General features: G+C 75.2%; 12 protein-coding genes. 5 read left to right on the top strand and 7 right to left on the bottom strand.

Going from position 1 to position 23,090, the window contains the following annotated elements; translation table 11 throughout:
- Position 1 precedes the first annotated feature (1 nt).
- Positions 2-2,203: a right-handed parallel beta-helix repeat-containing protein gene (locus IF27_RS03375; RefSeq protein WP_052847689.1), complete on the bottom strand. Its 2,202-nt coding sequence runs from the start codon at positions 2,201-2,203 to the stop codon at positions 2-4.
- A complete protein-coding gene (locus IF27_RS03370; RefSeq protein WP_190232776.1) occupies positions 2,200-10,932 on the bottom strand; it encodes a hypothetical protein in 8,733 nt (2,910 codons plus the stop codon). The genes IF27_RS03375 and IF27_RS03370 overlap by 4 nt, the downstream gene beginning before the upstream one ends.
- A gap of 151 nt (positions 10,933-11,083) precedes the next feature.
- Here IF27_RS03370 and IF27_RS03365 point away from each other — a divergent pair, with 151 nt between their 5' ends.
- The 3 genes from IF27_RS03365 to IF27_RS03355 are packed head-to-tail and all read left to right on the top strand — an operon-like array spanning position 11,084 to position 12,758.
- Positions 11,084-12,001, top strand: a complete 918-nt coding sequence (locus IF27_RS03365) for a hypothetical protein (RefSeq protein ID WP_052847687.1) — start codon at positions 11,084-11,086, stop codon at positions 11,999-12,001.
- A gap of 34 nt (positions 12,002-12,035) precedes the next feature.
- Entirely contained in the window at positions 12,036-12,344 is a 309-nt protein-coding gene (locus IF27_RS03360; RefSeq protein WP_052847686.1) for a hypothetical protein, read from the top strand.
- Positions 12,345-12,392: 48 nt separating this feature from the next.
- Complete coding sequence (locus tag IF27_RS03355) at positions 12,393-12,758, top strand: hypothetical protein (RefSeq protein WP_052847685.1); 366 nt, start codon at positions 12,393-12,395, stop codon at positions 12,756-12,758.
- Between the two features lie 85 nt (positions 12,759-12,843).
- Here the strand turns inward: IF27_RS03355 and IF27_RS03350 are convergent, their stop codons facing one another.
- The 3 genes from IF27_RS03350 to IF27_RS03340 are packed head-to-tail and all read right to left on the bottom strand — an operon-like array spanning position 12,844 to position 19,189.
- A complete protein-coding gene (locus IF27_RS03350) occupies positions 12,844-17,457 on the bottom strand; it encodes an FtsK/SpoIIIE domain-containing protein (protein WP_052847684.1) in 4,614 nt (1,537 codons plus the stop codon).
- On the bottom strand, positions 17,454-18,677 hold the full coding sequence (locus tag IF27_RS03345) for a hypothetical protein (RefSeq protein ID WP_052847683.1): 1,224 nt from the start codon (positions 18,675-18,677) through the stop codon (positions 17,454-17,456). The genes IF27_RS03350 and IF27_RS03345 overlap by 4 nt, the downstream gene beginning before the upstream one ends.
- Entirely contained in the window at positions 18,674-19,189 is a 516-nt protein-coding gene (locus IF27_RS03340; protein WP_052847682.1) for a sigma-70 family RNA polymerase sigma factor, read from the bottom strand. The genes IF27_RS03345 and IF27_RS03340 overlap by 4 nt, the downstream gene beginning before the upstream one ends.
- A gap of 1,086 nt (positions 19,190-20,275) precedes the next feature.
- On the opposite strand from IF27_RS03340, the gene IF27_RS03335 reads away from it, so the two are divergent.
- Positions 20,276-20,710 (top strand): sigma factor-like helix-turn-helix DNA-binding protein, encoded by a 435-nt coding sequence (locus IF27_RS03335; protein ID WP_052847681.1) that lies wholly within the window; start codon positions 20,276-20,278, stop codon positions 20,708-20,710.
- A gap of 91 nt (positions 20,711-20,801) precedes the next feature.
- Positions 20,802-21,668, top strand: coding sequence for an SAM-dependent methyltransferase (locus IF27_RS03330; protein ID WP_420821971.1), 867 nt, complete (start codon positions 20,802-20,804; stop codon positions 21,666-21,668).
- A 13-nt stretch (positions 21,669-21,681) separates the two neighbouring features.
- Here the strand turns inward: IF27_RS03330 and IF27_RS03325 are convergent, their stop codons facing one another.
- The gene (locus IF27_RS03325) at positions 21,682-22,563 is read right to left on the bottom strand and encodes a helix-turn-helix domain-containing protein (protein WP_052847680.1); all 882 of its coding nucleotides are present in this window, start codon (positions 22,561-22,563) and stop codon (positions 21,682-21,684) included.
- A 144-nt stretch (positions 22,564-22,707) separates the two neighbouring features.
- Complete coding sequence (locus tag IF27_RS03320) at positions 22,708-22,938, bottom strand: DUF397 domain-containing protein (protein WP_052847679.1); 231 nt, start codon at positions 22,936-22,938, stop codon at positions 22,708-22,710.
- Between the last annotated feature and the right edge of the window lie 152 nt (positions 22,939-23,090).

Genomic DNA, 23,090 nt, shown 5'->3' with positions numbered 1-23,090 from the left:
TTCACGCGGCGGGCAGGGGAAGGTCCGTCTCGTCGAGGACCATCAGCTCCCTGGCCGCCGGTTCGGTCAGTTCGGCGATGCGCAGCGCCTGGCGCTCCGTCATCTGCTGGAAGAGCTGGCGCGCCGTGCGGCCGTTGCCGAACCGCTCGCCGCGCGGGACGGCCGCGAGGTGCGTGCCGAGCGCCTTGCGGGCCGCGTCGCTCAGCTCGTACCGGTGGCGCCGCGCGTGGTGTTCGACGATACGGACGAGTTCGTCGTCCGTGTAGTCCGCGAAGCGCAGGCTGCGGGTGAAGCGGGACGCGAGGCCGGGGTTGGAGCCGACGAACCGGTCCATCTCGCCCGGGTACCCGGCCGCGATGACGACGACCTCGTCGCGGTGGTCCTCCATCAGCTTCACGAGCGTCGCGATGGCCTCGCCGCCGAAGTCCTGGGCGACGCCCGGCGGCGTCAGCGCGTACGCCTCGTCGATGAACAGCACGCCGCCGAGGGCCCGTCCGAACGCCTCGGTGGTCTTCGGCCCGGTGTGGCCGATGTACTCGCCGACGAGCGCGCTGCGGTCCACCTCCACGAGGTGGCCGCCGGAGAGCAGCCCGAGGGCGCGCAGCAGCCGCCCGTACAGGCGGGCGACCGTCGTCTTGCCCGTGCCGGGGTTGCCCGCGAAGACGAGGTGGCGGCTGAGCGGCGGGGCGGGGAGCCCGGCCTCCTGCCGCATGCGGACGGTCTGCATGAGCTTGACCATGCCGCCGACGTCCCGCTTGACCCCGTCGAGGCCGACGAGCTGGTCCAGCTCGGCCAGCAGGTCGGGCAGCGGCTCGGGCTCGGGCGCGGGGTCGTCGCGCGACGGGACGACGGCCGGGGCGGGGGCCGCCGGGCCGCGCGACCGGTCGGCGGAGGCCGTACGCCCCGGCGCCGCCGGGCCGCGCGGCGGCTGGGGCGCGCTGCCGGTGAGGCGGGGCGTGGCGACGTTGACGGCGACGCAGTCCTCGACGACCGGCCGCCCGCCCTCGGCGACCACGAGGTCGCGGGACGAGTCGAAGACGCGGCAGCCGCGGAAGCGCGGCGCGGCGTCGCGGCCGACGTGCAGCGCGGGGAAGGCGCTGGCGACGACGTCGCAGTGGTCGAACGTGCCGCGCGCGCCCTCGCCGACGACGACGCCGTGCTTGCCTGGCCCGACGATCCGCACGCCGCGCACGCGCGGGTCGGCGCCGTCCGACAGCTCGACGCCGTTCCCCGTCTGCTTGCTGAAGTCGCAGTGCAGCAGGGTGGATTCCTCGGTGGACCGCAGCCGTGCGCCCGTCTCGCCGCCCGTCACGCGGGTGCCCCGCAGCGTGACGCGGGCCTCGTCGCGCACCTCGACGCCGCACAGCCGCGAGTCGGTGAGCGTGCTCTCGTCGATGTGGGCGCGGGCCGTGTGATCGAGGCGGACGCCGGAGCGTTCGGCGTGCTCCACGCGGCAGTCGGTGAGCAGCACCTCGGCCGCGTCCTGCGCCAGGACGCCGTTGCGCCCGGGGCCGAAGATGCCCGCGGCACGCAGCAGGACGCGGGACGTGTCGCGGGCGCGCAGCGCGGAGCCTGAACCGCCGTGCACGCGCAGCCGGTCGGCGCGCAGGACGGCGGAGCCCGAGACGGCGACGCCGATGCCCTCGACGTCCTCGATGACGGTGTCGTCGAGGCGGGCGAGGGAGTCGCCGGTCAGGTGCAGCGCGGTGTGGCGGGCGGCGTGGAGCCGGGAGCGGCGGATGCGCAGGACGCCGCCGCCTGTCGGGTCGGTGACCTCGGCCGACAGGTCGTTGTCGGGCGGGAGGGCGGTGACGGGGCGTGGCGGGCCGGGGTGGTGGCCGCGGGAGCCGAGGACTTCGGCGCGGCCCTGGCCGAGGACGCAGTCGAGGAGGGTGAGCCCGGCGGCGTCCTCGACGCGCAGGACGGCCTCGGCCGGGTCGGCGCCGCGGATGACGAGGCCCGCGATGACGCAGCCGGGCGCGGCGACGGTGAGCGCGCCGGTGGCGGCGGGGACGGTGACGACGACGGAGCCGTTGCCGTGCTCCGGCCGCAGGGTGACGCGGCGCGTCAGCCGGAACGTCTCGGCGTACGTGCCGGGCGCGACGGTGACGACGGCGCCCGCCGGGGCCGCGGCGAGGGCGTCCGTGATCGTCCGGTGGGCGCCTCGGGTCCTGGGGGCGACGCGGAGGGGTTCCTCGGTCATGGGCGCGTCCCTTCTGACGGCGGGGGCGGGGGCGGCGGGGTGGGCGCGGGCGGGGTGATGTTCAGCCAGTCGCGGACCATGGGCCCGATCCAGAAGGCGGCGGCGGACTTGTCGATCAGCTTGCCGATGCTCGGCATCAGGAGGAAGTCGATCATGCCCTGCCGGTGGTAGAAGCGCCCGGCCGCCGTGTTCTGGAGCATGCCGCGCAGCGCGCCGATGCTCGCGTTGCCGAGGGCGCCGCCCACCGCGCCCGCGAGGCCGTAGAGGGCGGCCTGCCCGCCGGTGACGTCGTGCCGGTTGCCCTCGGAGTCCTTGACGCCGAAGGCGGCGGCGGCCGTGGCCTGCCCGGCGAAGCCGCCGAGCGCGCCGACCACGCCGTCCTTGAAGAAGTCGTACGTGCCGCCGCGCCAGCGCAGGACCTTCTCGTTGCCCGCCCACTCGGAGGCCCAGGAGTCGTCGTTCTGGCGGAAGTTGTAGGCGTAGCCCATGTCGGTGTTGCTGAGGCCGACGCGGAACGCGGTGCGGTGCGCTGCCCACGCGTGGCCGAACGAGGAGACGCTCTTCACGCCGCTGGAGATCGCCGCGCCGACCGCCGCCTGCGCGACGTCTGTGGGCGTGAACGGCGTGCCGGTGGCGGCGGCGACGATGCCGTAGACGGCCATGCTGAGGAGGAAGTCGAGCGTGAACTCCTGGAGGCCCTCGACCGCGACCTGGCCGAGCGCGTTCCCGACGAACGGCGTGTAGGTGGACTCGCCGCCGACCGCGGGGCCCCAGCTCCAGCGCAGCGGTTCGCGCAACTCCCGCGTGTAGCCGCGCAGGTCGTTGCTGATGCTGCTGAAGTGCGTCTCGCGGCCGGTGAGATGGAAGTCGGGCCGGAAGCCGAGGAACGTGTTCTCCCGGCCGGTGAGCGTGAGTTGGCCGAAGGTGCCGCGCTCCCAGACGAAGCCGGGGATGCTGCGTTCGGCGATGACGGTGGGCGCGCCGTCGCCGTCGCCGTACGCGTAGCGCCGCCACTGCTGCTGCCATGTCTCGCGTTCGAGGTACGTGCCGTCGGGCAGGCGGTCCATGCCGCGCACCTTGACGCCCGCGTCGTACTCGGCCCAGGTCCTGTAGAGGTCGGCGCGCACCTGGATGTCGCCGGGCGTCGCGGCGTACTCGCGCACGCGCCACGGGTTCTCGCTCAGCAGGTCGCGCACGGGGCCGCTCTGCGGGCGCGCCGGGATCTCCTGGACGCGGACGGGCTGCGGCCCTGTGTTGTCCAGCTCGTCGGCGAAGCGGGCCCCGGCGCGCCAGTCGTTCTGCAGGGCGCCGGTGGAGGGGTCGTACCAGCGGCGTACGCGGTCGGCCTGCTGGCCGAACTCCCGTATCTCGCCGTCGCGTTCCATCTTGTTCCAGTTCCAGCGCACGCCGCCGCCGTCCGGCAGTTCGGTGCGCCAGGCGGTGACGGTCGTGCCGTCGCCGAGGAGCCGGGAGTCGCGGACGGGGATGCCGCCGGGGCCGATGTCCTGGTAGGAGTGGCGGTCCCAGCCGCGGTGGTGGAGTTCGTTGCGCTCGGCGGTCAGCCGTGTGCCGCGCAGGTCGGTGCCGGGCACGGACCACTCGTTGCCGCGGCCGAGGACGCGGGTGCCGTCCGGCCAGGTGTCCATGCGGGCGAGGACCTTGCCGTGGTAGTCGAAGAGGGTCCAGTCGGCGCCGTCGCCCGCGTGCGGGACGCGGCGGAAGTCGAGCCCGCCGTCCGGGAGCGGGCCGGGGCGGGCGCCGGGCGGCTGGCGGAACTCCAGGACGGAGCCGTCGTCGAGGCCGACGCGTGTGGTGTGCCAGGGCTTGCCCGGCTGCGGCGTGTACCAGTCGCCGTCGGCGAGGTCGGTGGTGTAGCGGTCCTGCCAGACGACGCGGTCCTGCGTGTAGCCGGTGCCGGGCGGCAGGTCGTCGAACTCGCGTGGCCTGAAGGTGCGGTGGCCCTTCAGCCCGTCGGTGCCCTCGCTGAACGGCAGGTGGCGCGGCCCGAGGTCGCGCGTGCCCGGCGGGAGGGCGACGGTGTTGCCGACGGCGAGGTCCTGGCCGCCGTGGAGCTTGCGGGTCGCGCCGACCATGGCGCCGTTGGTGGCGAAGTCGGTGGTGGCCATGGTGTGTTGACTGACGACGCGGATGCCGGACGTGCCGTTGCCCCGGTGCCACTCGAAGAGCTGCATGTCGTTGTGCCGCACCCAGGACGGCCTGGCGACGTCCGCCAGGCCGCCGAGCGCGCCGTCGCCCTGCCGTCCGCCGAACAGCCCCCGCAGACCGCCGCCTTGGCCGAGGTCGGTGTGCCGGTACTCGGCGCTGAGCGCGGAGCGCATGAAGCTGGGCGGACGCTGTTCCGCGACGCGCTCGACCGTGAGCGTGTCGCCGTCCGGCAGGGCGCGGGAGCTGCCGACCTCCTTGCCGGTGGGCGCGATGCCGGTCCACGCGTCGGTCCACGTGCCGTCGGGCGCGAGGCCGTGCGCGCGGTAGTGCCGCAGGTTGTCAAGGTCGGACAGCGTGAACGGGGGGAACTTGCGGTGCACGGTCTGCGTCTGGCCGGTGCGCGGGTCGGGCATGGTGTCGGTCCAGCTGCTGCCGGGGCCCCAGGTGCGCGTGCCGTCCGCGACGTGCCGGAAGTCGCCGTCGTAGCGGTGCCAGACGGACGCGCGGCTGTCCACCGTGCCGACGACGTAGCCGCCGTCCGGGTTCTCGCGGACGTGGCGCACCTCGTTGCTCCAGCGCAGCGGCGTGCCCTCGCGGATGTTGCGGGCCGCGTCGCCGAGGAACGTGTGGTCGCGCACGTCGAACCAGCCGCGCCCGCTGACGTTCCACTGGCGGTAACCGTGCCCGGCGGCGGCGCCGAGGGCGTCGGTCTCGGACCAGAAGTCCTTCTCGCGCAGCCCGTTGGGCATGCCGAAGGTGCGGTTCACGACGTCTCCGGCGTTGCCCGGCGCGTGGTAGTCCACGGTGTGGCCGTCGGGCAGGAGGCGGCGGTCGAGGACCTGGCCGCCGGTGTGCGTGACGAGCGAGACGCGGCCCTGGCCAGCGCCCTTGAGATCGACCGTGCCCGACTCGTGCCAGCCGCGGATGCCCGCGCCGCCCGCCGCCTCCCACGTGCCGCTGCCGTCGGGACCGTAGCGGACGACGAAGTGGCGGCCGTCCAGGGCGACGCCCTTGTACAGGACGTCGATGCGCTGCTCCACGAGGCGGCCCTCGGGCGTGTAGCGGCTGTACTCGCCCGCGCGCAGGCCCTGGCCGCCGATCTCGTGGCCGGGCAGCCCGTCGCCGCGCACGCGGATCGGGCCGTGCGACGCGACGACGTCGAGGTTGCCGTCGAGGAGGCGCAGTTGGTTCGGCGCGGTGGTGTCGAGGTAGCGGGCGCCGAGGCCGTCCGACAGTTCGACGAGCGTGAGGTGCTGACCGTTCCTGACGGCGGGCCGCGCGCCGGTGACGGGGTCGGCGGCGCCGATGCTGCCGGTCAGGGCGCCGTCCGGGCCGTGGAGCCAGACGCGGCCCTCGGGCCCCGTGACGGCGAGCCCGGTGTCGCCCGCGCCGGGCCGTGGCCGGACGACGGTGTCGGGGACGGGCCGCAGGTCGGCGTCCAGCAGGTCGTGGGCGCGGAGGGTGCGGCCGTCCTGGGTGAGGGTGTGGGTGCGCAGGAACTCGTCGCCGTCGAGGCCGCGGCCGGGGAAGCGGGGCGCGTCGAAGAGGAAGGCGCCGCCCGCGTCGTAGGCCGTGACGCTGCCGGGGGCGCGCACGACGAGCCGGTTGTCGTCCAGCCTGGCGAGCGAACCGCCGGGCAGCGGCGTGCCGTCGGCGGCGCGGGGCAGCGGGTCGGGGCGGAAGTGGCTGACGAACGCGTACCCGTCCGTGCCGCCGCCGCGTGTGAGCGGCACGACGTCGTGCCGGTACACGCCGCCCGCGTCGATGACGACGTGGGAGCCCTGGCCGTCCACGCGGAACCCGCCGCCCGCCTGCGGCGTGACGTCCGCGGTGCGCGGCGCGCCCGTGCCGCTGGTGACGTGCGGCGCGCCGCCGCCGTACGGGGTGACGACGCGGCTGCCGTCGAGGGGGCCGCCGGTGAGGGCGAGCCGGGTCTCGGCGAGGGCGCCGTCCGGGGCGTGGACGCGGGTGACGGGGCCCTGCGTGAACGTGAGGCGGGTGCCCTCCGTGCCCCATCCGGCGGCGGCGGGGGCGCCGGTGCCGGTGCGGAAGTCGGTGTGGGCGGGGTTGGCGACGGGGCGCACGGCGTACGTGTCGAGGCCCTGCGCGCCCTCGCGCAGCGGGACGGCGGTGGCCGTCCAGCGGCCCGCGTCGTCCACGAGGGCGTGCGTCGTGCCGGTCGCGACGCGGAAGCCGCCGCCGGTCTGCGGGACGACGTGGCCGTCAGGCAGCCGTGCGCCGCCGGGGGCGAGGGCGAAGGCGGCGGTGGGGTCGTCGGGGACGACGAGCCGGTGGCCGGTGAGCGGGCCCGCGCCGAACGTGAACTCTTCCCGCAGCAGCGCGCCTTGGGCGTCGTAGACGTGCGTGGTGCCGCCGCGTACGACGTGGATCTCGGCGCCCGCGCGCTGTGCCACGGCTGGGGCGCCGAGCGCGTCACGGAACTCCGGGCCTGGCATCCCCGGACGCGCGGCGAAGACGCCGGTGTCGGCGCCCGCGCGCGTGCGCAGCGGCACGACCTCGCCCAACTGCCGCCCTGCGTCGTCCAGTACGGCGTGCGCGCCGTCCACCGCGACGCGGAACGAGCCGTCCGTCTGCGCCACGACGCGGACGGCCAGCGGGTCGCCGCCCGCGCCCGCGAGGTGCGGGGCCGCGCCGTCGTTCGGCACGACGAGCCGCTGCCCGTCGAACGCGCCGCCGCGCACGAGGTGCGCCTCGCGCAGGAGCGCGCCGTCCACGCCGTAGACGTGCGTGGTGTCGCCGCGTACGACGACGATCTCGCCGCCCGCGCGCTGCGCCACCGCTGGCGCGCCGAGCGCGTCGCGGAGTTCCGGCCCCGGCATCCCTGGGCGGCCCAGGAAGACGCCCACCTCGTCGCCGCCACGCGTGCGCAGCGGCACGACCTCGCCCAACTGCCGCCCCGCGTCGTCCAGTACGACATGGGCGCCGTCCACCGCGACGCGGAACGAGCCGTCCGTCTGCGCCACGACGCGGACGCCGCCCGGCGTGTGGTCCGGGTTCAGGAGGCGCGGCTCGGCGCCTGGCACGGCGGTGGTGTTGGGGACCTCAAGGTGGTGCCCGCCCAGGGGGCCGGTGCGTATGTGGTGCGTCTGCGTGAGGAGTTCGCCGGTCGGCCGGTACGCCGAGACGGTGTCGCCGCGCGTGACGGAGAGCGTCCCCGCGTCGAACGTGAGGACGCCGGGGGCCGGTTGGCCGTCAACGCCGCGCAGCGAGACGCCAGTTGCGCCCTCGACAGGCGTGAACGCCCAGTCGCCGCCCGGCCTTCCGTCCATGCCGCGCAGGGGCACGCCGGTGTGCGTCAGCGTCCCGGCGCCGTCCGTCAGGGCGCGGGTGTCGCCGAGGGCGACGTGGAAGCCGCCGCCCGCCGGGGTGACGGCGTCCGGCACGGCGGCGCCGTCGCGCACGAGGCGCGGGCCGTCCTCGGGCAGCGTCTCGTCGAAGCGCAGGCGGGCGCCGCCCCACGCGTCGCCCGGCAGCGTCACCCAGCGCTGGGTGAAGACGAGATGCAGGTCGTTGACGGCCGCCTGGTAGGTGAAGCTGCGGGTGACGCCGCCGCCGAGGTCCTGGTCGATCCTGACCAGGTCGCCGGTGCGCTCGACGGTGAACGCGCCGTTCGCCGGCGGCGCGGCGAAGTCCACCTCGACGAGTTGTCCTGAACCGCCGTCGAACGTGCCGCGCAGCGCCGGGGCGCCGTCCGCCGGGATACCGAACTCGGCCGTGCGAGGCGGCAGTTGAGGCGCGACGGCGGGTGCCGGGGTGTTCGCGGCGGTGGACGCCGTGGGCACGGGCGGCGTCCCGGTGTACTCGACCTGCCGCACCATGAAGACGGTCAACTCCTGCGGCGGCACCGGCGGCAGACCCCCGAGGCCGTCCGTCAGCCACTTCGGCAGCGGCCCGCCGATGTCCGCGGGGCTGACCGAAGCGGACGACGGCACGTGCGGCACCTTCGGCTGCGGCACGGCCTGGGCCACCGACTCCGGCGGGACGGCGAGACCGCGCGACGCCTGGGACGCCGCGGCCGGGGTGACCGTCTGCGGCGGGACGGCCAGGGCCGCCACGTCGATGGGCTGGACGCCCTGCGACGTCACCGCCGCGCCGCCGCTGCCCGCGCCCGAACCGCCCGTCACCGGCGCCACCTCGACGCGCGCCGGGGGCACGGCGACGGCGGGCGGCGGCGCCTGGCCGAGCCCGTTCGCCTGGAGCGCGGCCCCCGGCGGCGGCACGGCGACGGGCGCGGGCGCGTCGAGACCGCCCGTCAGCGTCACGTCCGGATGCCGCGCGCCCGCCGACGGCACGGCCGCGGACGACAGCACGTCCCCCGCGCCGTTCTCGGCGAGCCCGACGCGCAGCGGCGGGATGCCGCCGACCTCGATGGTCAGCGCCTCACGGCTGAGCGTGACCGTGCCGAGGTCGCCGGGCAGCGCGGCGGTGGTCACGGCGGGCGGCGGCAGGACGGCGGCGGGGCTCTCCAGTTGCGGCAGGTCGAGGGCGCTGCCCTGCGGGGCGCCGAGGCCGCCGTTCGGCGTGACCGTGCCGGGGGCGACGCCGCCCGTGCGCGCGAAGTCCACGTGCACGGACGGCATGTCGCCGACGCGCACGTCGAGGCCGTTCGGGAACAGCGACCCGAGGCTGACGTTGCCCGGCACGGTGGCGCCCCCCGGCACGACCCCCGGCATGACGCCCGTGCCCGGTGTGAGGCGCCCGCCCGCCGGGGGCAGCGCGGCCAGGTCGGGCAGCAGCGCGCCGGGCGACGGCGCGGTGACGCCCTGGACGGCGCCGGTGAGGCCGCGCTCGCCGAAGCTGACGCCGATGGGCGGCAGCGAACCGAGCGACACCTCGAAGCCGTTCGCCCCTGCCCCCACCGGCGGCACGGAGACGACCGCGCCGAACTGCGGGATGCCGACGCCCGTCCAGTCCGCGCCCCGCGCGCCGAGGCCGACGCTCAGCGGCGGCAGGTCGGCGAGCTGGAACGCGCCCCGGCCGCCCGGCGGCACGGTCAGGATCTCCCCGCCGCCGAACGACACGGGCGGCGGCAGCGACGACAGCCCGCCGCCCGGCACGACGGGCGCGGCCAGGTTCGGCGTGCTCAGGTCGGGCCGCAGCACGCCGGAGGAGAACGTGGGGATGTCGGGCAGCCCCGACAGGCCCTGCTCGCCGAGGCGTACGCCGATCGGCGGCAGCGTGCTCATGCCGAGGCCCGTCACGGAGGCGGGCGGCAGGGACGCCAGGGCGGGCGGCGGCAGCGGGGGCACCAGCGCGTTGACCGCGCCCGTGAAGCGCGGCACGCCGATGCCGCCGTCGCCGATGCCGGAGCCGAGCCGTATCGCGTCCGCGACACCGCCGAACGTCTGCCCGGCGGCGCCGATCCCACGCCCGCCGACGTTCGCGCCGTACCGGTACAGGCCGAACACGCCGCGGTCGATCAGGCCGATGCGCAGCGCCGTGCCGATCCCGGCGCCCATCTCGGTCGCGGCGACCGGCAGGACCAGCGACAACGGCCCCCAGCCGCGCAGGTTCATGACGACGAAGCCGCCGAAGCCGCGCATCGCGTTCCCGAAGCCGCGCACGGCGCCCACCGCGCCCTGGAGCAGGACGAACGTCCGCGCGCCGATGATGTTGACGGCCCCGAGCGTCGTGACGTTGCGCAGCATGGACGGGTTGACGACGACGGGCGCCATGCGGAACAGGCCGTTGCCCGAGCGCACCCACTGGTAGCCGAAGGTCAGCAGGAAGCGGGAGTTGCCCCCGGCCCTGAAGAGGTCGTCCAGGATGGAGATGCCGCCGCTGCCGAACGTCCTGATGCCGCTGAAGGCGTTCCGCGCGCCGCCCCACAGGGAGGAGCCGAGGCGGCCGACGTTCAGGCCCTTGGTGGTCGGCATGATCACGCCGAGGACGCCGAGGACGAGTTCGGTGACGCCCGCGTCGCCGTTCGCGAAGTCGATGGCGGTCTTGATGAGCAGCGCGACGTTCAGGCCGAGCGCCAGCAGCGCCAGCGGGCCGCCGACGATGATCGCGGGCACGATGAGGATGATCGCGAGGATGGTGAGGAACTTCCAGAACTCCTCGCAGGGGTCGATGGGCGAGGCGATGGACCCGGCGGCGTCGGAGAGGGCGTCGCCCGCCGTCGAGGCGGCGGAGGCCAGCTCACCGCGCGCCGTCTCGGCGGTGCTGCGGTGGGTCTCGCGCTGCGGGTCGTCCTCCTCAAGGCCCTCGGCCGCGCTGAGCGCGCCGTCGGCGACGCGCTGCTGCTCGACCATGACGGACGCGTACGCGCGCAGCGCCGTGTGGGCCTTCTCGTGGGCGTCGCGGAAGGTGCCGATGTAGTTGCGCAGCCGCTTGTCGATCATGTCGCGCAGCGCGTCGGCGGTCTCGCCGATGAACACGCCGTCCGTGGTGCGCTGGAGGGCGGTCAGGCCCTCGTCGATCTCGCGGGCCAGCTCGACCAGGAGCCACTGGTCGTCGAGCATCCGGTCGAGTTGTTCGGGGTCCCCCGGGGTGGGGTCCGCGTCCATCCCGAGGGCGCTCCAGTCCGGCGGTCGGGGCACGGTGGTACTCCCTTCGCTCGACGCTGCCGCGGTGGCGGCTGCCGTACACACCACGCACGGGGGCGCGCGGAGGTTCAGGTGAACCTCCGCGCGCCCCCGTGCGTGGTCCGGGTGACGGCATCGTCAGGAGCGACCGGAGCCGGAGGCGCGCGTGCCCGACCTTTCCATGGACTACTCGCAGTTGTACGCCGTGCAGCAACGGCTGCACGACCTGGCGGAGCGCGCGGGCACCGGCGGCGCGACCGGCCTGTTCGCCGAGATGGGCGCCGCCGGGCAGGCCGACAACCGGGCGATCCTCGGCAACTCGACGCTGGCCGCCCGCTTCGACTACTTCTACCGGGTCTCCAAGCGCCGCACCGACCAGGCGAAGGACGGTCTGGAGTCGCTCGGCGACACGTTCGAGGGCGTGGCGAACCTCTTCTTCCAGAGCGACGCGCAGATCGCCGCGGGGTCCGGCGTGATGGGCGGCTCGATCGGGCTGAACGAGTGGCGGGAGCAACGCGCCGCGTACGACCGGTGGGTGGAGGACTCGGCGGCCTGGGACGCGTACCTGGACGAGATCGGCGCCGCCGACTACTTCGACGCCAACCCGGACGCGCAGATCGGCGAGGTGTGCAGCGCGGCGGACGCGCCCGGCTGGTGCGAGACGTGGTTCGCCGACGAGGAGGCGCCGCCGGAGCCCGGCCCCGCGCCGCCGAAGCCGTCCGACGACCCGCCCACGTCGCTGCACTACGAGGACGGCGGGGGCAGCGTCGATGTGGAGCTGACGCTCGACGAGAACAACGAGGTGCTGAAGGAGACCTCGACCATCACGACGCCGGAGGGCCAGACGTTCACGACGGTCCGCGAGTACAGCGGCCCGCCGGAGATGGTCGATCCGCCGGGCGACGCGGATCCCTACGACGTGCGCGACTGGACGGTCACCACCACGGCGCCCGACGGCAGCACGACGGTCGAGCGCGTCGTCATCGAGCAGGACGGCTCCGGCACGATGACCATCACCTCGGACGACGAGGTCACCGAGTACACCCGCCCGGGACCGGGCGCGGAGTGGGACGAGAAGAAGTGAACCGCCCCGGCGGTACCGCAGCGGAAGGAATCCCATGCCCAACGTCAGCCTGACCTACGCGGACATCGAGGCCGCCGTCACGACGATGAAGACCAGCCTGGAGACGATCATCAGGCCCCGTATCCAGGAGGCGAAGGCCGACGCCGACGACATCCTCCTCAACAGCCTGATCTTCCCCGAGTCCAGCCCGGTGATGATCGACAAGTACGCCGACTTCACGGCCAAGTTGGACGAGGCCGCGGGCGGCATCGAGGGCTTCGCCGAGCAGTTCAGGGCGATCAAGGAGGGCATGGAGGGCATGGACCACGACATCGCCCAGAAGATCCAGAGCAACGGCGAGTGACCACCGCCGCCGTCACCCCGACGACCACCGCCCGACCAGGAGGCACCGATGGCCGATCTGTCCGCTGACTACGCAGGCATCGAGGAGGGCGCCGGGCGGATGAACACCCGCCTCACGCAGCTCGCCGCCGAGCTCACCACCCTCCAGACGCAGGTCAACTCCCTGCTGGGCAACGGCCTCCAGCTCGACCAGGCCAGCCCCGTGCTGCGCGACACGTACGAGGAGTTCAACTCCAACCTGGAGCGGTCGGCGGCCAACATCCTGGAGTACGCCAAGATGTTCCTGGAGATCCGCGACGCCCTCCAGAACAACGACGCCGACATCGTCGCCGCGATCATCTCCGGGCAGGACGGCGAGGGCGGCGTCGAGGTGACGGGCGAGCACGTCGAGACGCCGGTGCCCGGCGCGCGCTGACGCCCCGCCCCCTCGCCCCGCTCACGCCGCGCGGGCACGGTACGGGCGGCCCGTACCGTGCCCGCGTGGCGGACGTCCGCCCGGCTCAGCCGTCCAGGACGGTGAACGGCACCTGCACCGCGACCGGACGGCCCGACGCCCCGGCGGCCCACGCGCGTCCGGGCGCCGCCGGTGCCCGCAGGTGCTCGCCCGACAGCCGCGCCCCGATCAGGTCGCCCTCGCCGAGGTTGCGCGGCCCGAGGAGCAGCCCGCGCCGCGCCCGGCGCGCCACGCCGATCCAGCCCAGGATGCCCAGCGCCTCGGCCGGTCCCGCCAGCAGCAGGCCCTGCCCGTGGTCGCGGCCCTCGCTGGCGATCCGCCGCAGGACGGGGTCGGCCTTGCTCGTCTGCAACAGGTCGGCGTCATCGACCACCACGACGACCGGGCGGCCCTCGACGGCGGCCAGCGCCTCGTTCAGCAGGTCGGGCGTCGGGTCGGGGTGCGCGATGACCTGCGCCAGGCCGTGCGCCGCGAGCCGCCGCAGCTGCGAGTCGCGCGGCGTGAGGACGACGAGGGCCGTGCCGCCCATCAGCAGCGACACGGACATCGACGCGAGCGCCGTCGTCCGGCCGCTGCGCGGCGGGCCCGCGACGACGAACGCGCCCGCGTCGGCGTGGAAGTCGAAGCCGTGGGGCTCCGCGTCGCCGCCGACGCCGTACAGCGCCCACAGGGGCCGCCGCAGCGCGTCGGGCATGCGCTGCGCCGCCTCCTGGAAGCCGACGGCGGTGGGCAGTTCGCCGACGCGGAACGGGCGCGCGGCGGCGGGCACGTCCGCGTCCCGCGCGGTCGTGCGGCGGCCGATGCCGCGCAGCGCGTCGGACTGGTCGCCGCGCCCCGCGCCCTCCTCTGGCAGCAGCGCGATCTGCGCCTCGACGGCGCCCGGCGTGAGGAAGCCGCGCCCGGCGGGCATGTGCGGCGGCACGAGCTTGCGGCTGACGCCCGCGATCGCGTAGTCCGCCGGGTCGGCCTGCCGCAGCATGAGGCGCCGGTCGTTGTGCGCGGCGGTGCGGCTGCCGAGCAGGGCGCGCTCCGAGGTGGCGATCAGGTGGATGCCCACGGCGGCGCCCTCGCGGAGCAGCCGCATCAGCTCCTCGTTGACGCGGGCGCCGTCGTACTTGTCGAGCGCCTCGGTCAGCGCGTCCCAGCCGTCGATCAACAGCAGGATGTGCGCCGGACGTTCCGCGGCGGGCAGCTTGGCGCGCAGCCCGGCGAGGCCGGTGGTGTCGTGCCGCGCGATGAGCTGCTGACGGTGCGTCAGCTCGGTGAGGAGCCGGGCGACGAGCCGGTCGAGCCGTTCCGTGTCGTGCCGGGAGACGATCGAGCCGGTGTGCGGCAGGGCGTCGAGGACGGACAGACCGGCCCCGGCGGCGTCGATGCCGTGGACGTGGAGCTGGTCGGTGGTGAGGTGCAGCGCGGCGGAACCGGCGAGGGTGCGCAGCACCTGCGTGCGGCCGGTGCGCGGCGCGCCGATGACGTAGAGGTGGCCGAACGTCGCGAGGTCGAGCACGCCGACGCGCTGCTCCTGGCTGTGCGGCAGGTCGAGGACGGCGTACGGCACGACCGGCAGGTGTCCCGGCTCCGGTTCGGGGCTCGGCGGCAGGTCGTCGAGCCGCAGCCCGGTGTCCAGCGCGGGCAGCCAGGGGCGGGGCTGGGGCGTGAAGTCGGGCAGCAGCGCGGCGGCCTCGCGGATCGCGTCCACGAGGACCCGCAGGTCGGTGGGGCGTTCCTCGGCCTCGGCGGCGTCCTTCTCGACGGGCGAGGACTCCTCCTCGGCCCGCTCCTGCTCGTCGGGCGCAGGCAGGGGCCTGCCGAGCCGCTGCCACGTCAGCTCGGTGCCGCGGACGACGCGCGCGGCTCCCTCGGTGTCGCGCGCGGCGCCCGGCCGTTCGGCGCCCGCCCAGGCGGACTGGAAGGGGGTGGGCGGCCCGTCGCCGCGCCTGATGAGGGCGCGGCCGGGCGTGCTGGGCGAGATGCCGGTCGCCTCCGAGGAGTTCAGGATGTCCTGGCTCTCGGTGCGGTCGGTGACGCGCAGCGCGACGCGGAGGTTGGTGTTGGCGCGGATCTCGTTGCTGACGGCACCGGCCGGGCGCTGCGTGGCCAGGATCAGGTGCAGGCCGAGTGAACGGCCGCGCTGGGCAAGGCTGATGAGCCCGGGCACGAACTCCGGCAGCTCGCGCACCAGCGTCGCGAACTCGTCGATGACGAGCAGCAGGCGCGGCAGCGGCGGCAGTTCGGGCTCGCGCGCCCGCCTGGCGCGGTACTCGCGGTGGTCCTTCACCTCGACGTCGGCCAACACCTGCTCGCGACGGCGCAGTTCGGCCGCGAGCGACGCGAGGGCGCGCTCCACGAGGTGGCCGTCCAGGTCGGTGATCATCCCGAGCGTGTGCGGGAGGTCGGCGCACTCGCGGAACGCGCTGCCGCCCTTGTAGTCCACGAGGACGAACGTCAGCTCGTCGGGCCGGTTCACGGCGGCGAGCGAGGCGATCATCGTCTGGAGCAGCTCCGACTTGCCGGAGCCCGTCGTGCCGCCGATCAGCCCGTGCGGCCCGTCGCGCACCAGGTCGAGCCGCAGCGGGCCCTCGTAACCGGCGCCCACGGTGAACGTGGTGGACGCGGGGCGGCGCGCCCAGGCCCGTACCAGCGCCTCGGGGTCGGGCGGCTCCTGCCCGAGCAGCGGCAGCAGCCGCACCTCGGCGGGCAGGCCCGACTCGGCGTCCACCGACACGTCGCGCAGCGGCGCGAGGGCGCGGGCGAGCGTGTCGCACCAGGCGGGGTCCACCTGGTCGGCGCGCACACCGGTCACGGCGGGGACGCCGGAGGAGCGGATCGTCAGCGTGTTGCCCACGGCCGTGATGACCGCCGCGCACTCCTCGGGAAGCAGCCGCTCGCGTTCGTCCAGGCAGAGGCTGAAGATCCGCACGGCGGGCCCCTCGGTGAGGACCTGCACGATGCCGGGCACGTCGCGCAGCCTGCGCGCGCCGTCGAGGACGAGGAGGACGTCCGGCTCGGTGTTCAGCGTCCTGCCGAGTGCGGAACCGGTCGCGGCGCCACGGGTGTTGATCTCGGCCAGCAGCTCGCTGACGCGGTGCGCCGTGGACTCGGGGTCGTTGCCCAGCGAGATGACGGGCGCGCCCGCCGCGGCCGAGCGGCCGGGCCGCAGGTGCGGCAGCCAGCGCGTCCAGGACCAGTCGTCGGCGTGCTCCGCGTCCGTCAGGACGACGATCCGCAGGTCACGCGGGCTGTGCAAAACGGCGGCCTGCGCGACGGCCCAGCGGGCGACGGCGCGCGGCACGGGCCCCTGCCCCGTGATGCCGACGACGCCGAGCTCCGGCAGTTCCGCGCCGATCGGCACGTCGGCGAGGCGCCAGTGGACGCTGCGGTGGTTCGCCTCGCGGGCGGCGTCGGTGATCTCCTTCAGCGAGGCGCGGGTGACGGTGCCGAGGCGCAGCGTCAGGTAGTCGGGGTGGTGGCGGCGGCGCTCCCACAGCTGGTGGCCTGGCCCCGTGGCGGTGAGGAGGGCGGCGGCCGGGTCGGGGAACGTCGCGCCGCGCAGGGTGCGTTCCTCGACGCTCGCGCGCCGCATCTCCGCTTCGAGCGCGGAGCGGCGCAGGCGGTAGAGCCTGACCAGTTCCTCCTGCCGCTTGCGGCCGGTGCGGCGGCCGGTGAGCCAGTTGCCCAGCGCCATCAGCGGCGTGAAGAAGATGAAGATCACGAAGTAGAAGGTGCGGAACAGCGACATCATGACGAAGCCCATGATCAGCGGCGCCACCATGAGCAGGAAGGGGAACGGCCGCGCGCCCGCCGGGCTGGGCGGGCCAGGCAGCTGGAGGTCCTCGGCGTCGAGGTGCGGGGTGATGCGCGGGGGCCTGTTGTACTCGATCGCCGGGCCTTCCGCGGCCGGGTTGACGGCGGCGTCCGGCTCGAACGGCGGTGTCACGCGCAGGAGATGGTCGCCGAGGGCGAGGTCGGCCCAGGGCGGCCAGGGCAGCGAGCCGTCGTCGGGCGGCGGCGTCACGCCGGGGGCGGGCAGCGGCGGGCGGGCGGGCAGCCCGTCGGGTCCTGGCGGGGGCGGGTCCGTGCTGTGGCCGCCGGGGCCGCCGTCCTGCCGCCCGGCGGGCTCCTCGTCGGTCAGCGGCGTACCCGTCTCGGGATCGACGGGCGGGGGCGGGGTGAGGGAGCGCAGGCCGCAGCGCGCGGGGTCGGCGTCCTCGGGCAGCCGGAACGTGACGGTGCCGTCCGTGCCGACCGTGACCCAGGTGCCGTGCGGGGGCGTGCCGCCTTCGCCCTCGGGCGCGAGGCGGACGACGCAGCCGCGGTCGGTCCCGACCTCGTGCCGCCCGGGGCCGAGGCGCCAGACGCTGCCCGCGCCAGGACCCGACACGTGCCGTATCTCGACCAGTTCGGGATCGGACGCCGGGGGCCGCCAGGCGCGGTCGGGCGCGGCGCGCGGCGGGGCGGGGGCGCCGAGGCCGAGGAGCGCGCCGTCGCGTACGCCGCCCGCGCCGAGGGGCGCGTCGGAGTCGAGGAGGTCGCCGTCCAGGTAGAGCCGGGGGGTGGTGAGGGCCGTGGACAGGTCGGCGACGGTCGCGTCGTGCGGCAGGTCGAGCAGGTGGTCCCGCAGCCGCCCCTGGGCGTCCGCGGTGGTGACGGTCAGCTTCATCGGCGGTCCAGCGGGGTCAGGCGGGCGTGGCCCTCGGGGGTGGGGCGTGCGGCGGGGGCGGGCTCGGGGGCGTCGTCGGTCTCGGCGACGGGCGGACGGGGGACGGCGGCGGCCGGGGCGTCGAGGCGCGCGTCGAGACCGGCGTCGGCCGTGTCGGCGGCGGCGTCCGCCTCGTCGTCCACCTCGGCGAAGACGCGCGCGGCGCCCGCGCCGGACGGCGGGGCGGGCGGCAGCACGGGCGGCAGCGCGGGGAGGACCCGGGCGACGGCGCGGCTGAGCGCGTTGCCCTCGGTGAGGAGCGGCGTGCCGCTGACGACGACGCGCCCCTGACGGTCCGTCAGCAGGGTGCGGACGTGGCCGCGCCCCGGGCCGCGTACGACGAGGCGCGGGCCGGTGGACTCGCCAGGGGGCGCCACGAGTTCGGGCGGCAGCGGGTCGGGCAGCTCGCTCGTGACGAGCACGGGCGCGATCCCCATGCGCGGCGGGAGGTCGCGGACGGCGCGGTGCGCGGCGCGTACGGGCTGGCCGGGGAACGCCGGGTGCACGCCCTCGGCGACCACGACGAGGCCGTCGGGCAGCCGCGCGTCGAGCTGTGCGGCGACGGCCTGGTGGAGCGCGAGGGCGGAGCGCCGTTCGCCCTCGACCGTGAGCATCGCGGGCCCCGTGGCGGTGTCGAGGAGGACGCACCGGCCGCCGGTCTCGCCGATGGCGACGAGCACGGGCTCCGTGCGGTCGGGGACGGGCACGACGGGCGGCAGGTCGGCGCGTGCGGCGGACCAGTGCCCCGCGGGGTCGTCCTCGTCCTGCCACCAGGGGGCGCGGTCGGGCGGCGATACGTTTCTGCCCGCGAGGAGCACGGTCACCGTCGTCGCGTCAACGAGCACGGCCCAGGGCCGCCCGCGTTCGGGCGCGGCGGCGTCGCGGGCGGCGGCGAGGGCACGTTCTGCGTCCCGCCAGGTCGCGGTGTCGCGCAGGCCGCGCGTCAGCGTGCGCAGCGAGCGGCGGTGGCGCAGCCAGGCGCGCGCGGGGGCGGCGAACGCGTGCGCGGTGACGGCGGTCTCGCGCCGCAGCCTGGCCCGGCCCGCGCGCCAGCCGCCCTGGCGCATGGCGAGGTGGCGCAGCAGGAGGAAGACGATCAGCAGGATGCCGAGGAACCCGAGCCACCGGAAGATGGTGTCCGAGTGCCGGTCGAGGAATTCGAAGGGGTCAACGTTCCTCATGCCGCGGGTATCTCCCGTCGGAGGGCGGAAAGGGCGTAGTGGGTACGGGACTTGACGGTCCCCTTGGGTATCCCGAGGGCCCGCGCGGTGTCGGCGCGCGAGCGGTCGTACAGGTGGACCCGCACCAGGACCTCGCGGTGCTCCGGCGTCAGCCGGGCGAGCGCGCCGGTCAGGACGAGGCGGTCCAGGACGGCGTCCGCCGCGTCCGCGCCACCGTCGGCGGGGCGGGTGAGCAGGGCGGCGGGGACCGCGCCCATGGGCACGGCGCGGTCGCGACGGCGGGCGTCGATCGCGAGGTTGCGGGCGACGGTGTGGAGCCAGGCGGCGAGATGGTCGTCGTCGCGCGGGCGGCGTGGGTGGCCTTCCGCGAGCCAGGCCCGCAGCATCGTCTCCTGGACGATGTCCTCGGCGCGGTGCGGATCCCCGGCGGTGAGCCTGTTCACGTACCGCAGCAAACGGTCTCGGTACCGTTCGGCGGCCGGTGAGCGGGGAGACACGTGAGCGTGCTGCATGGATTCTGCTCCAACGGCGCTCTTCTGGGGGACTGGCCAAGGCTAGAACCGTTTGCGGTGGCTGAGCGTTTCACGTTTGTTGCGCCCGAAAGTATCCCAGTCGCACAGCGGCTTAACCATGGCGGGTGACCAGCCGGTAAGGCGGTGCGGGACGGGTCCGGGGGTACGGCTCCCGGCCGCCGCGAGGAGTGGACCGCGCCCGCGCATCCGCCGTACGCGCCCTACGTCATCCGGGGGAGACGGCGCCGCCCCCGCCGCCGTCCGGACGGCATCCGCCGCACGCCGCGCGGCCCTTGACCGTCCGTGGACGGCCGGGGCGGGCGGACGGACCGACGTACCCCGCATGTTGCATATGCACGTGCACAAGCGGACCGCCGCGTCAGCGCGAAACCGGCCAACTCACTCGATCGGGTGATGTTGCGGAGGGGAAGTCCCGCGCCCGCGCATATGCGCGCCGCCCGTGCCAGGGCGGGATGATGCCGGAATTCCGCCAACAACTCTCCGATTGCTGACGGATTTCGCATGAACGGGTGTGTAAGTCCGCCCATCTGTCAGCCATTCACGCCCAGTTGGGCGCGGACCAGGCATGTTCCGGGCGCACACCGGAGAGCATGGCTGACGAAGCCCTCTTTTGCACGGAATCGATGAACGGCCTGACGCCCGGGGAACGCCCCGAGTAGCTTTTAGGCTGTACGTACATCCGGGCTGCGAGGATTCTGGTGCCGCCGCCCACGCAAAAGGCCCCGGGGGGCCGGCACACAGGCCCGGGGCCTTCGATCGAACCCAGGGGAGAGCGAGTATGTCCGACCGGCGCGGCCGATGGCGCGTTCCCCCGCGCCCGGCATGCCACGTCCTCGTGCCCGGCTCCCCTTTCCCGGGAAACCCTCCGACGCCGCCCGCCACCGCGCCCTGTCCCGGGCGCACGGCGGGCGCGCGCGTGACGGGCCGAGCCGGATGACGGTGCCGCGCACCCCCGTCCCCACGGCGCGGGCCGCTCCCACCGGCCCCCCGCCCCCGCCCTCGCGTCCGCCCGGTGCCCCCGTCCTCGCCCGCCCCGCAGTGATTCTCCCCCACACAGGAGCGATCATGGTCTTCCGACGACGCTCAGGCGGCCCGTTCCCCCAGGTCGGCCCGGCTCGTACCCGCCTGGACTACCAGGCGTTCCGGGAGTTGAGGCACGCCGCGTACCTCCGGTTCGCCCAGGCGCGCACCGGCGACCCGCACGCCGCCTCCTCCCTGGTGGACGCCGCCTTCATCGACCTGGCCGCGATATGGCCGGACGTCCTGCGCAGCGCGCGGCCCGCGGCGATCGCCTGGTCCGTCCTCGGGCGGCACCTCGCCGCGCTGGACGGGGAGAGCCAGGCGCCCGCCGCCGCCTCGTTCGGCGACCCGTTCACCGGCCCGGGGCCGCGCAGGTCGGACGCGATGCTGCTGCACCAGCAGTTGGGCATGTCGGTCAAGGAGGCGGCCGAGGTGATGGGCATCGACGAGACGTCGCTGCGCCTGCTGCTCCGCCCCTGAGCCGGGACGCCCGTGCCGCGCGTGCTCCCGGTACCCCTCCGTGCGCCCCCGCGCGGCCGACCGCGACGGCCGCCCCCTGCCGTACAGTGCGGTGGGCCCCAGGGTGGCCGTACGCGGGGCGGGGCAGGCGCCGGGGGGACACGAGGCAAGGGGGACACCCATTTCGCAGATCGACGTCAACGCGCCCAGCGTCGCCCGGATGTCGGACCACCTGCTCGGCGGCATCGAGAACTACGCCTCCGACCGCGCCGCCTGCGCCCGGCTGCTCGCCCTCGCCCCCGGCACGGCCGCCGTCGTCCGCGACGGCCGGAGCTTCCTGCACCGCGCGGTCCGTGTCCTCGCGCAGGAGCACGGCGTCGAGCAGTTCCTCGACGTCGGCTTCGGGGTGCCGACGCGCGAGAACGTGCACCAGATCGCCCGCCGCGCGCGGCCCGCGGCCCGCGTCGTCTACCTCGACACCGACCCGCTGGCGCTCACCCACGGCCGGACCATCCTGGCGGACGACGACCGCACCGCCGTCCTCGACCGCGACGTGCGGGACACCGACGCGCTGTTCGCGGACGCCGAGTTCACCCGGCTGATCCGCCCCGACCGGCCGACCGCCGCGCTGTTCGCCGCCGTCCTGCACTGCCTGCCCGACACGAGCGACCCCGGCGGCGTCGTGGCGCGCGTCGCGCGGCGGCTGGCGCCCGGCAGCTTCGTCGTCATCTCCCATCTCGTCAGCGAGGACGCCGACTTCCGGGGGCGCGTGACCGGCCTCATGCGCGAGATCACCGGGGGGAACTGGGGTCGCGTGCGCGAACCGGCCGAGATCCGCGCCTACTTCGCCGGGATGCGCCCGCTGCCGCCGGGGCTCGGCGAGATCAGGCACTGGCGTCCCGGCCCGGACGCCAGGCCGGTCGGGGGCGGCGGGCGCGGCGGCGGGTGGACGAGCTGGGGCGGCGTCGCCCGCGTCTGACGGCGGGCCCGCGTCAGCCCGCCCCGCCGCCGCGCGCCCGGTAGCCGTCGATCGCCTCGTCCACCAGCTCACGCGTCCGCCGCCGGTCCGCCGCGACCTGGTTGATCTTGTCCAGCACGACCCGGTACTGCTCCACCTCCGACGCGCGCGTCACGTAGTGCGCGCTCTCGATGTGCTCCACGTAGACGAGCTGCGACGGCCCCCCGTCGCCGAAGTGCAGCCGGGTGATCGGGTAACTGGGCGCGCAGCAGGCCCCCTTGTCGAACTCCACTATCCGGACATGGACGTTCTCCAGCAGCGCGACCTCCCGCAGGTGCTCCAGCTGCGCGCACATCACGGCGGCGCCGCCCACCGGCCGCCGCAGGATGCCCTCGTCCAGCAGCGCGACGACCCGGGGGCGTTGCGGGCTGTGGATCAGCCGCTGCCTGGTCATCCGCAGGGTGACGCGCCGCTCCACGTCCTCGTCCTGCGCGTTGGGCAGCGCCGCGCGGATGACGGCACGGGCGTACTCCGGCGTCTGGAGCAGGCCGGGGACCACATGGTTCTCGTACGTGTAGATCCCGACCGCCGCGCCTTCCAGCCCTATCAGGCGGCGCAGGTACTCGGGCGTGACATCGCTGAACTGCTTCCACCACGGGCTCTCCTGCGCCTGCCGCAGCAGCGCGCGGATCTCCCTGGCGCGCTCGTCGGAGACGCGGAAGAAGCGGATCAGGTCCTCGATGTCCCGCTCCTTGGGCGGGGAGACCCCGCGCTCAAGACGGCTCACCTTGGCGATCGAACCACGGATCGGCCCGGCGACGTCCTTCAGCGCGAAGCCCTGCTCCTTGCGGAGGAGACGCAGGTACTCGCCGAGGACGCGCGCCGCGACCTCGGGTCTGGCCTGCTGCCTGGACATGGGAACCACCGGGTCCGTGAGGGACGGGCGGCCTGGCCCGCTGGCGGACATGTGGACTCCCCCACGGCGACACGGGAACGGGGCCCCAGTATCACCCGGCGGGAAGCACCGCGTCCGCCGGAACGGGCGGCAGGACAGCGGGCGTCAGTCGGTCAGGAAATCGAATTCTCCCGACTTCGCGCCGGTGAGGAAAGCGGCCAGTTCCGCACGCGTGTAGACCAGGGCGGGACCTGCGGGAAAACGGGAGTTGCGCACGGCGATCCCGCCGTCGGGAAGCGCGGCGAGTTCCACGCAGTTCCCCTCACCGACACTCGCGGCGCTCCTGATCCACGCGGCCTCGGCAATACCGTCCGCGGGGGTTCCGTTCTCGTACATCCCGAACTCACGTCCTTTCCCACTCGTGGCGCGGCTCCTCCGGAACACCGCGCGTTTCGGCGCGCGCCGGTCCCGGCGCCGCCCCGCGACCCGAATGCAAGAACATCTGCAATTTCATGGGTCGTTCACCGGAAAACATGTCCCGCTCGGCC

It is taken from the genome of Streptomyces avicenniae (genome assembly GCF_000719135.1).
Lineage (GTDB): Bacteria > Actinomycetota > Actinomycetes > Streptomycetales > Streptomycetaceae > Streptomyces > Streptomyces avicenniae.
Note: the sequence above shows the minus strand (reverse complement) of the source record. Positions and strands in the feature narration are given on the sequence as shown.

Coding starts and splice junctions, on each gene's coding strand:
- IF27_RS03375 (WP_052847689.1), bottom strand. CDS start 2,203: ATGACCGAGGAACCCCTCCGCGTCGCCCCCAGGACCCGAGGCGCCCAC.
- IF27_RS03360 (WP_052847686.1), top strand. CDS start 12,036: ATGCCCAACGTCAGCCTGACCTACGCGGACATCGAGGCCGCCGTCACG.
- IF27_RS03355 (WP_052847685.1), top strand. CDS start 12,393: ATGGCCGATCTGTCCGCTGACTACGCAGGCATCGAGGAGGGCGCCGGG.
- IF27_RS03350 (WP_052847684.1), bottom strand. CDS start 17,457: ATGAAGCTGACCGTCACCACCGCGGACGCCCAGGGGCGGCTGCGGGAC.
- IF27_RS03345 (WP_052847683.1), bottom strand. CDS start 18,677: ATGAGGAACGTTGACCCCTTCGAATTCCTCGACCGGCACTCGGACACC.
- IF27_RS03340 (WP_052847682.1), bottom strand. CDS start 19,189: ATGCAGCACGCTCACGTGTCTCCCCGCTCACCGGCCGCCGAACGGTAC.
- IF27_RS03335 (WP_052847681.1), top strand. CDS start 20,276: ATGGTCTTCCGACGACGCTCAGGCGGCCCGTTCCCCCAGGTCGGCCCG.
- IF27_RS03325 (WP_052847680.1), bottom strand. CDS start 22,563: ATGTCCAGGCAGCAGGCCAGACCCGAGGTCGCGGCGCGCGTCCTCGGC.
- IF27_RS03320 (WP_052847679.1), bottom strand. CDS start 22,938: ATGTACGAGAACGGAACCCCCGCGGACGGTATTGCCGAGGCCGCGTGG.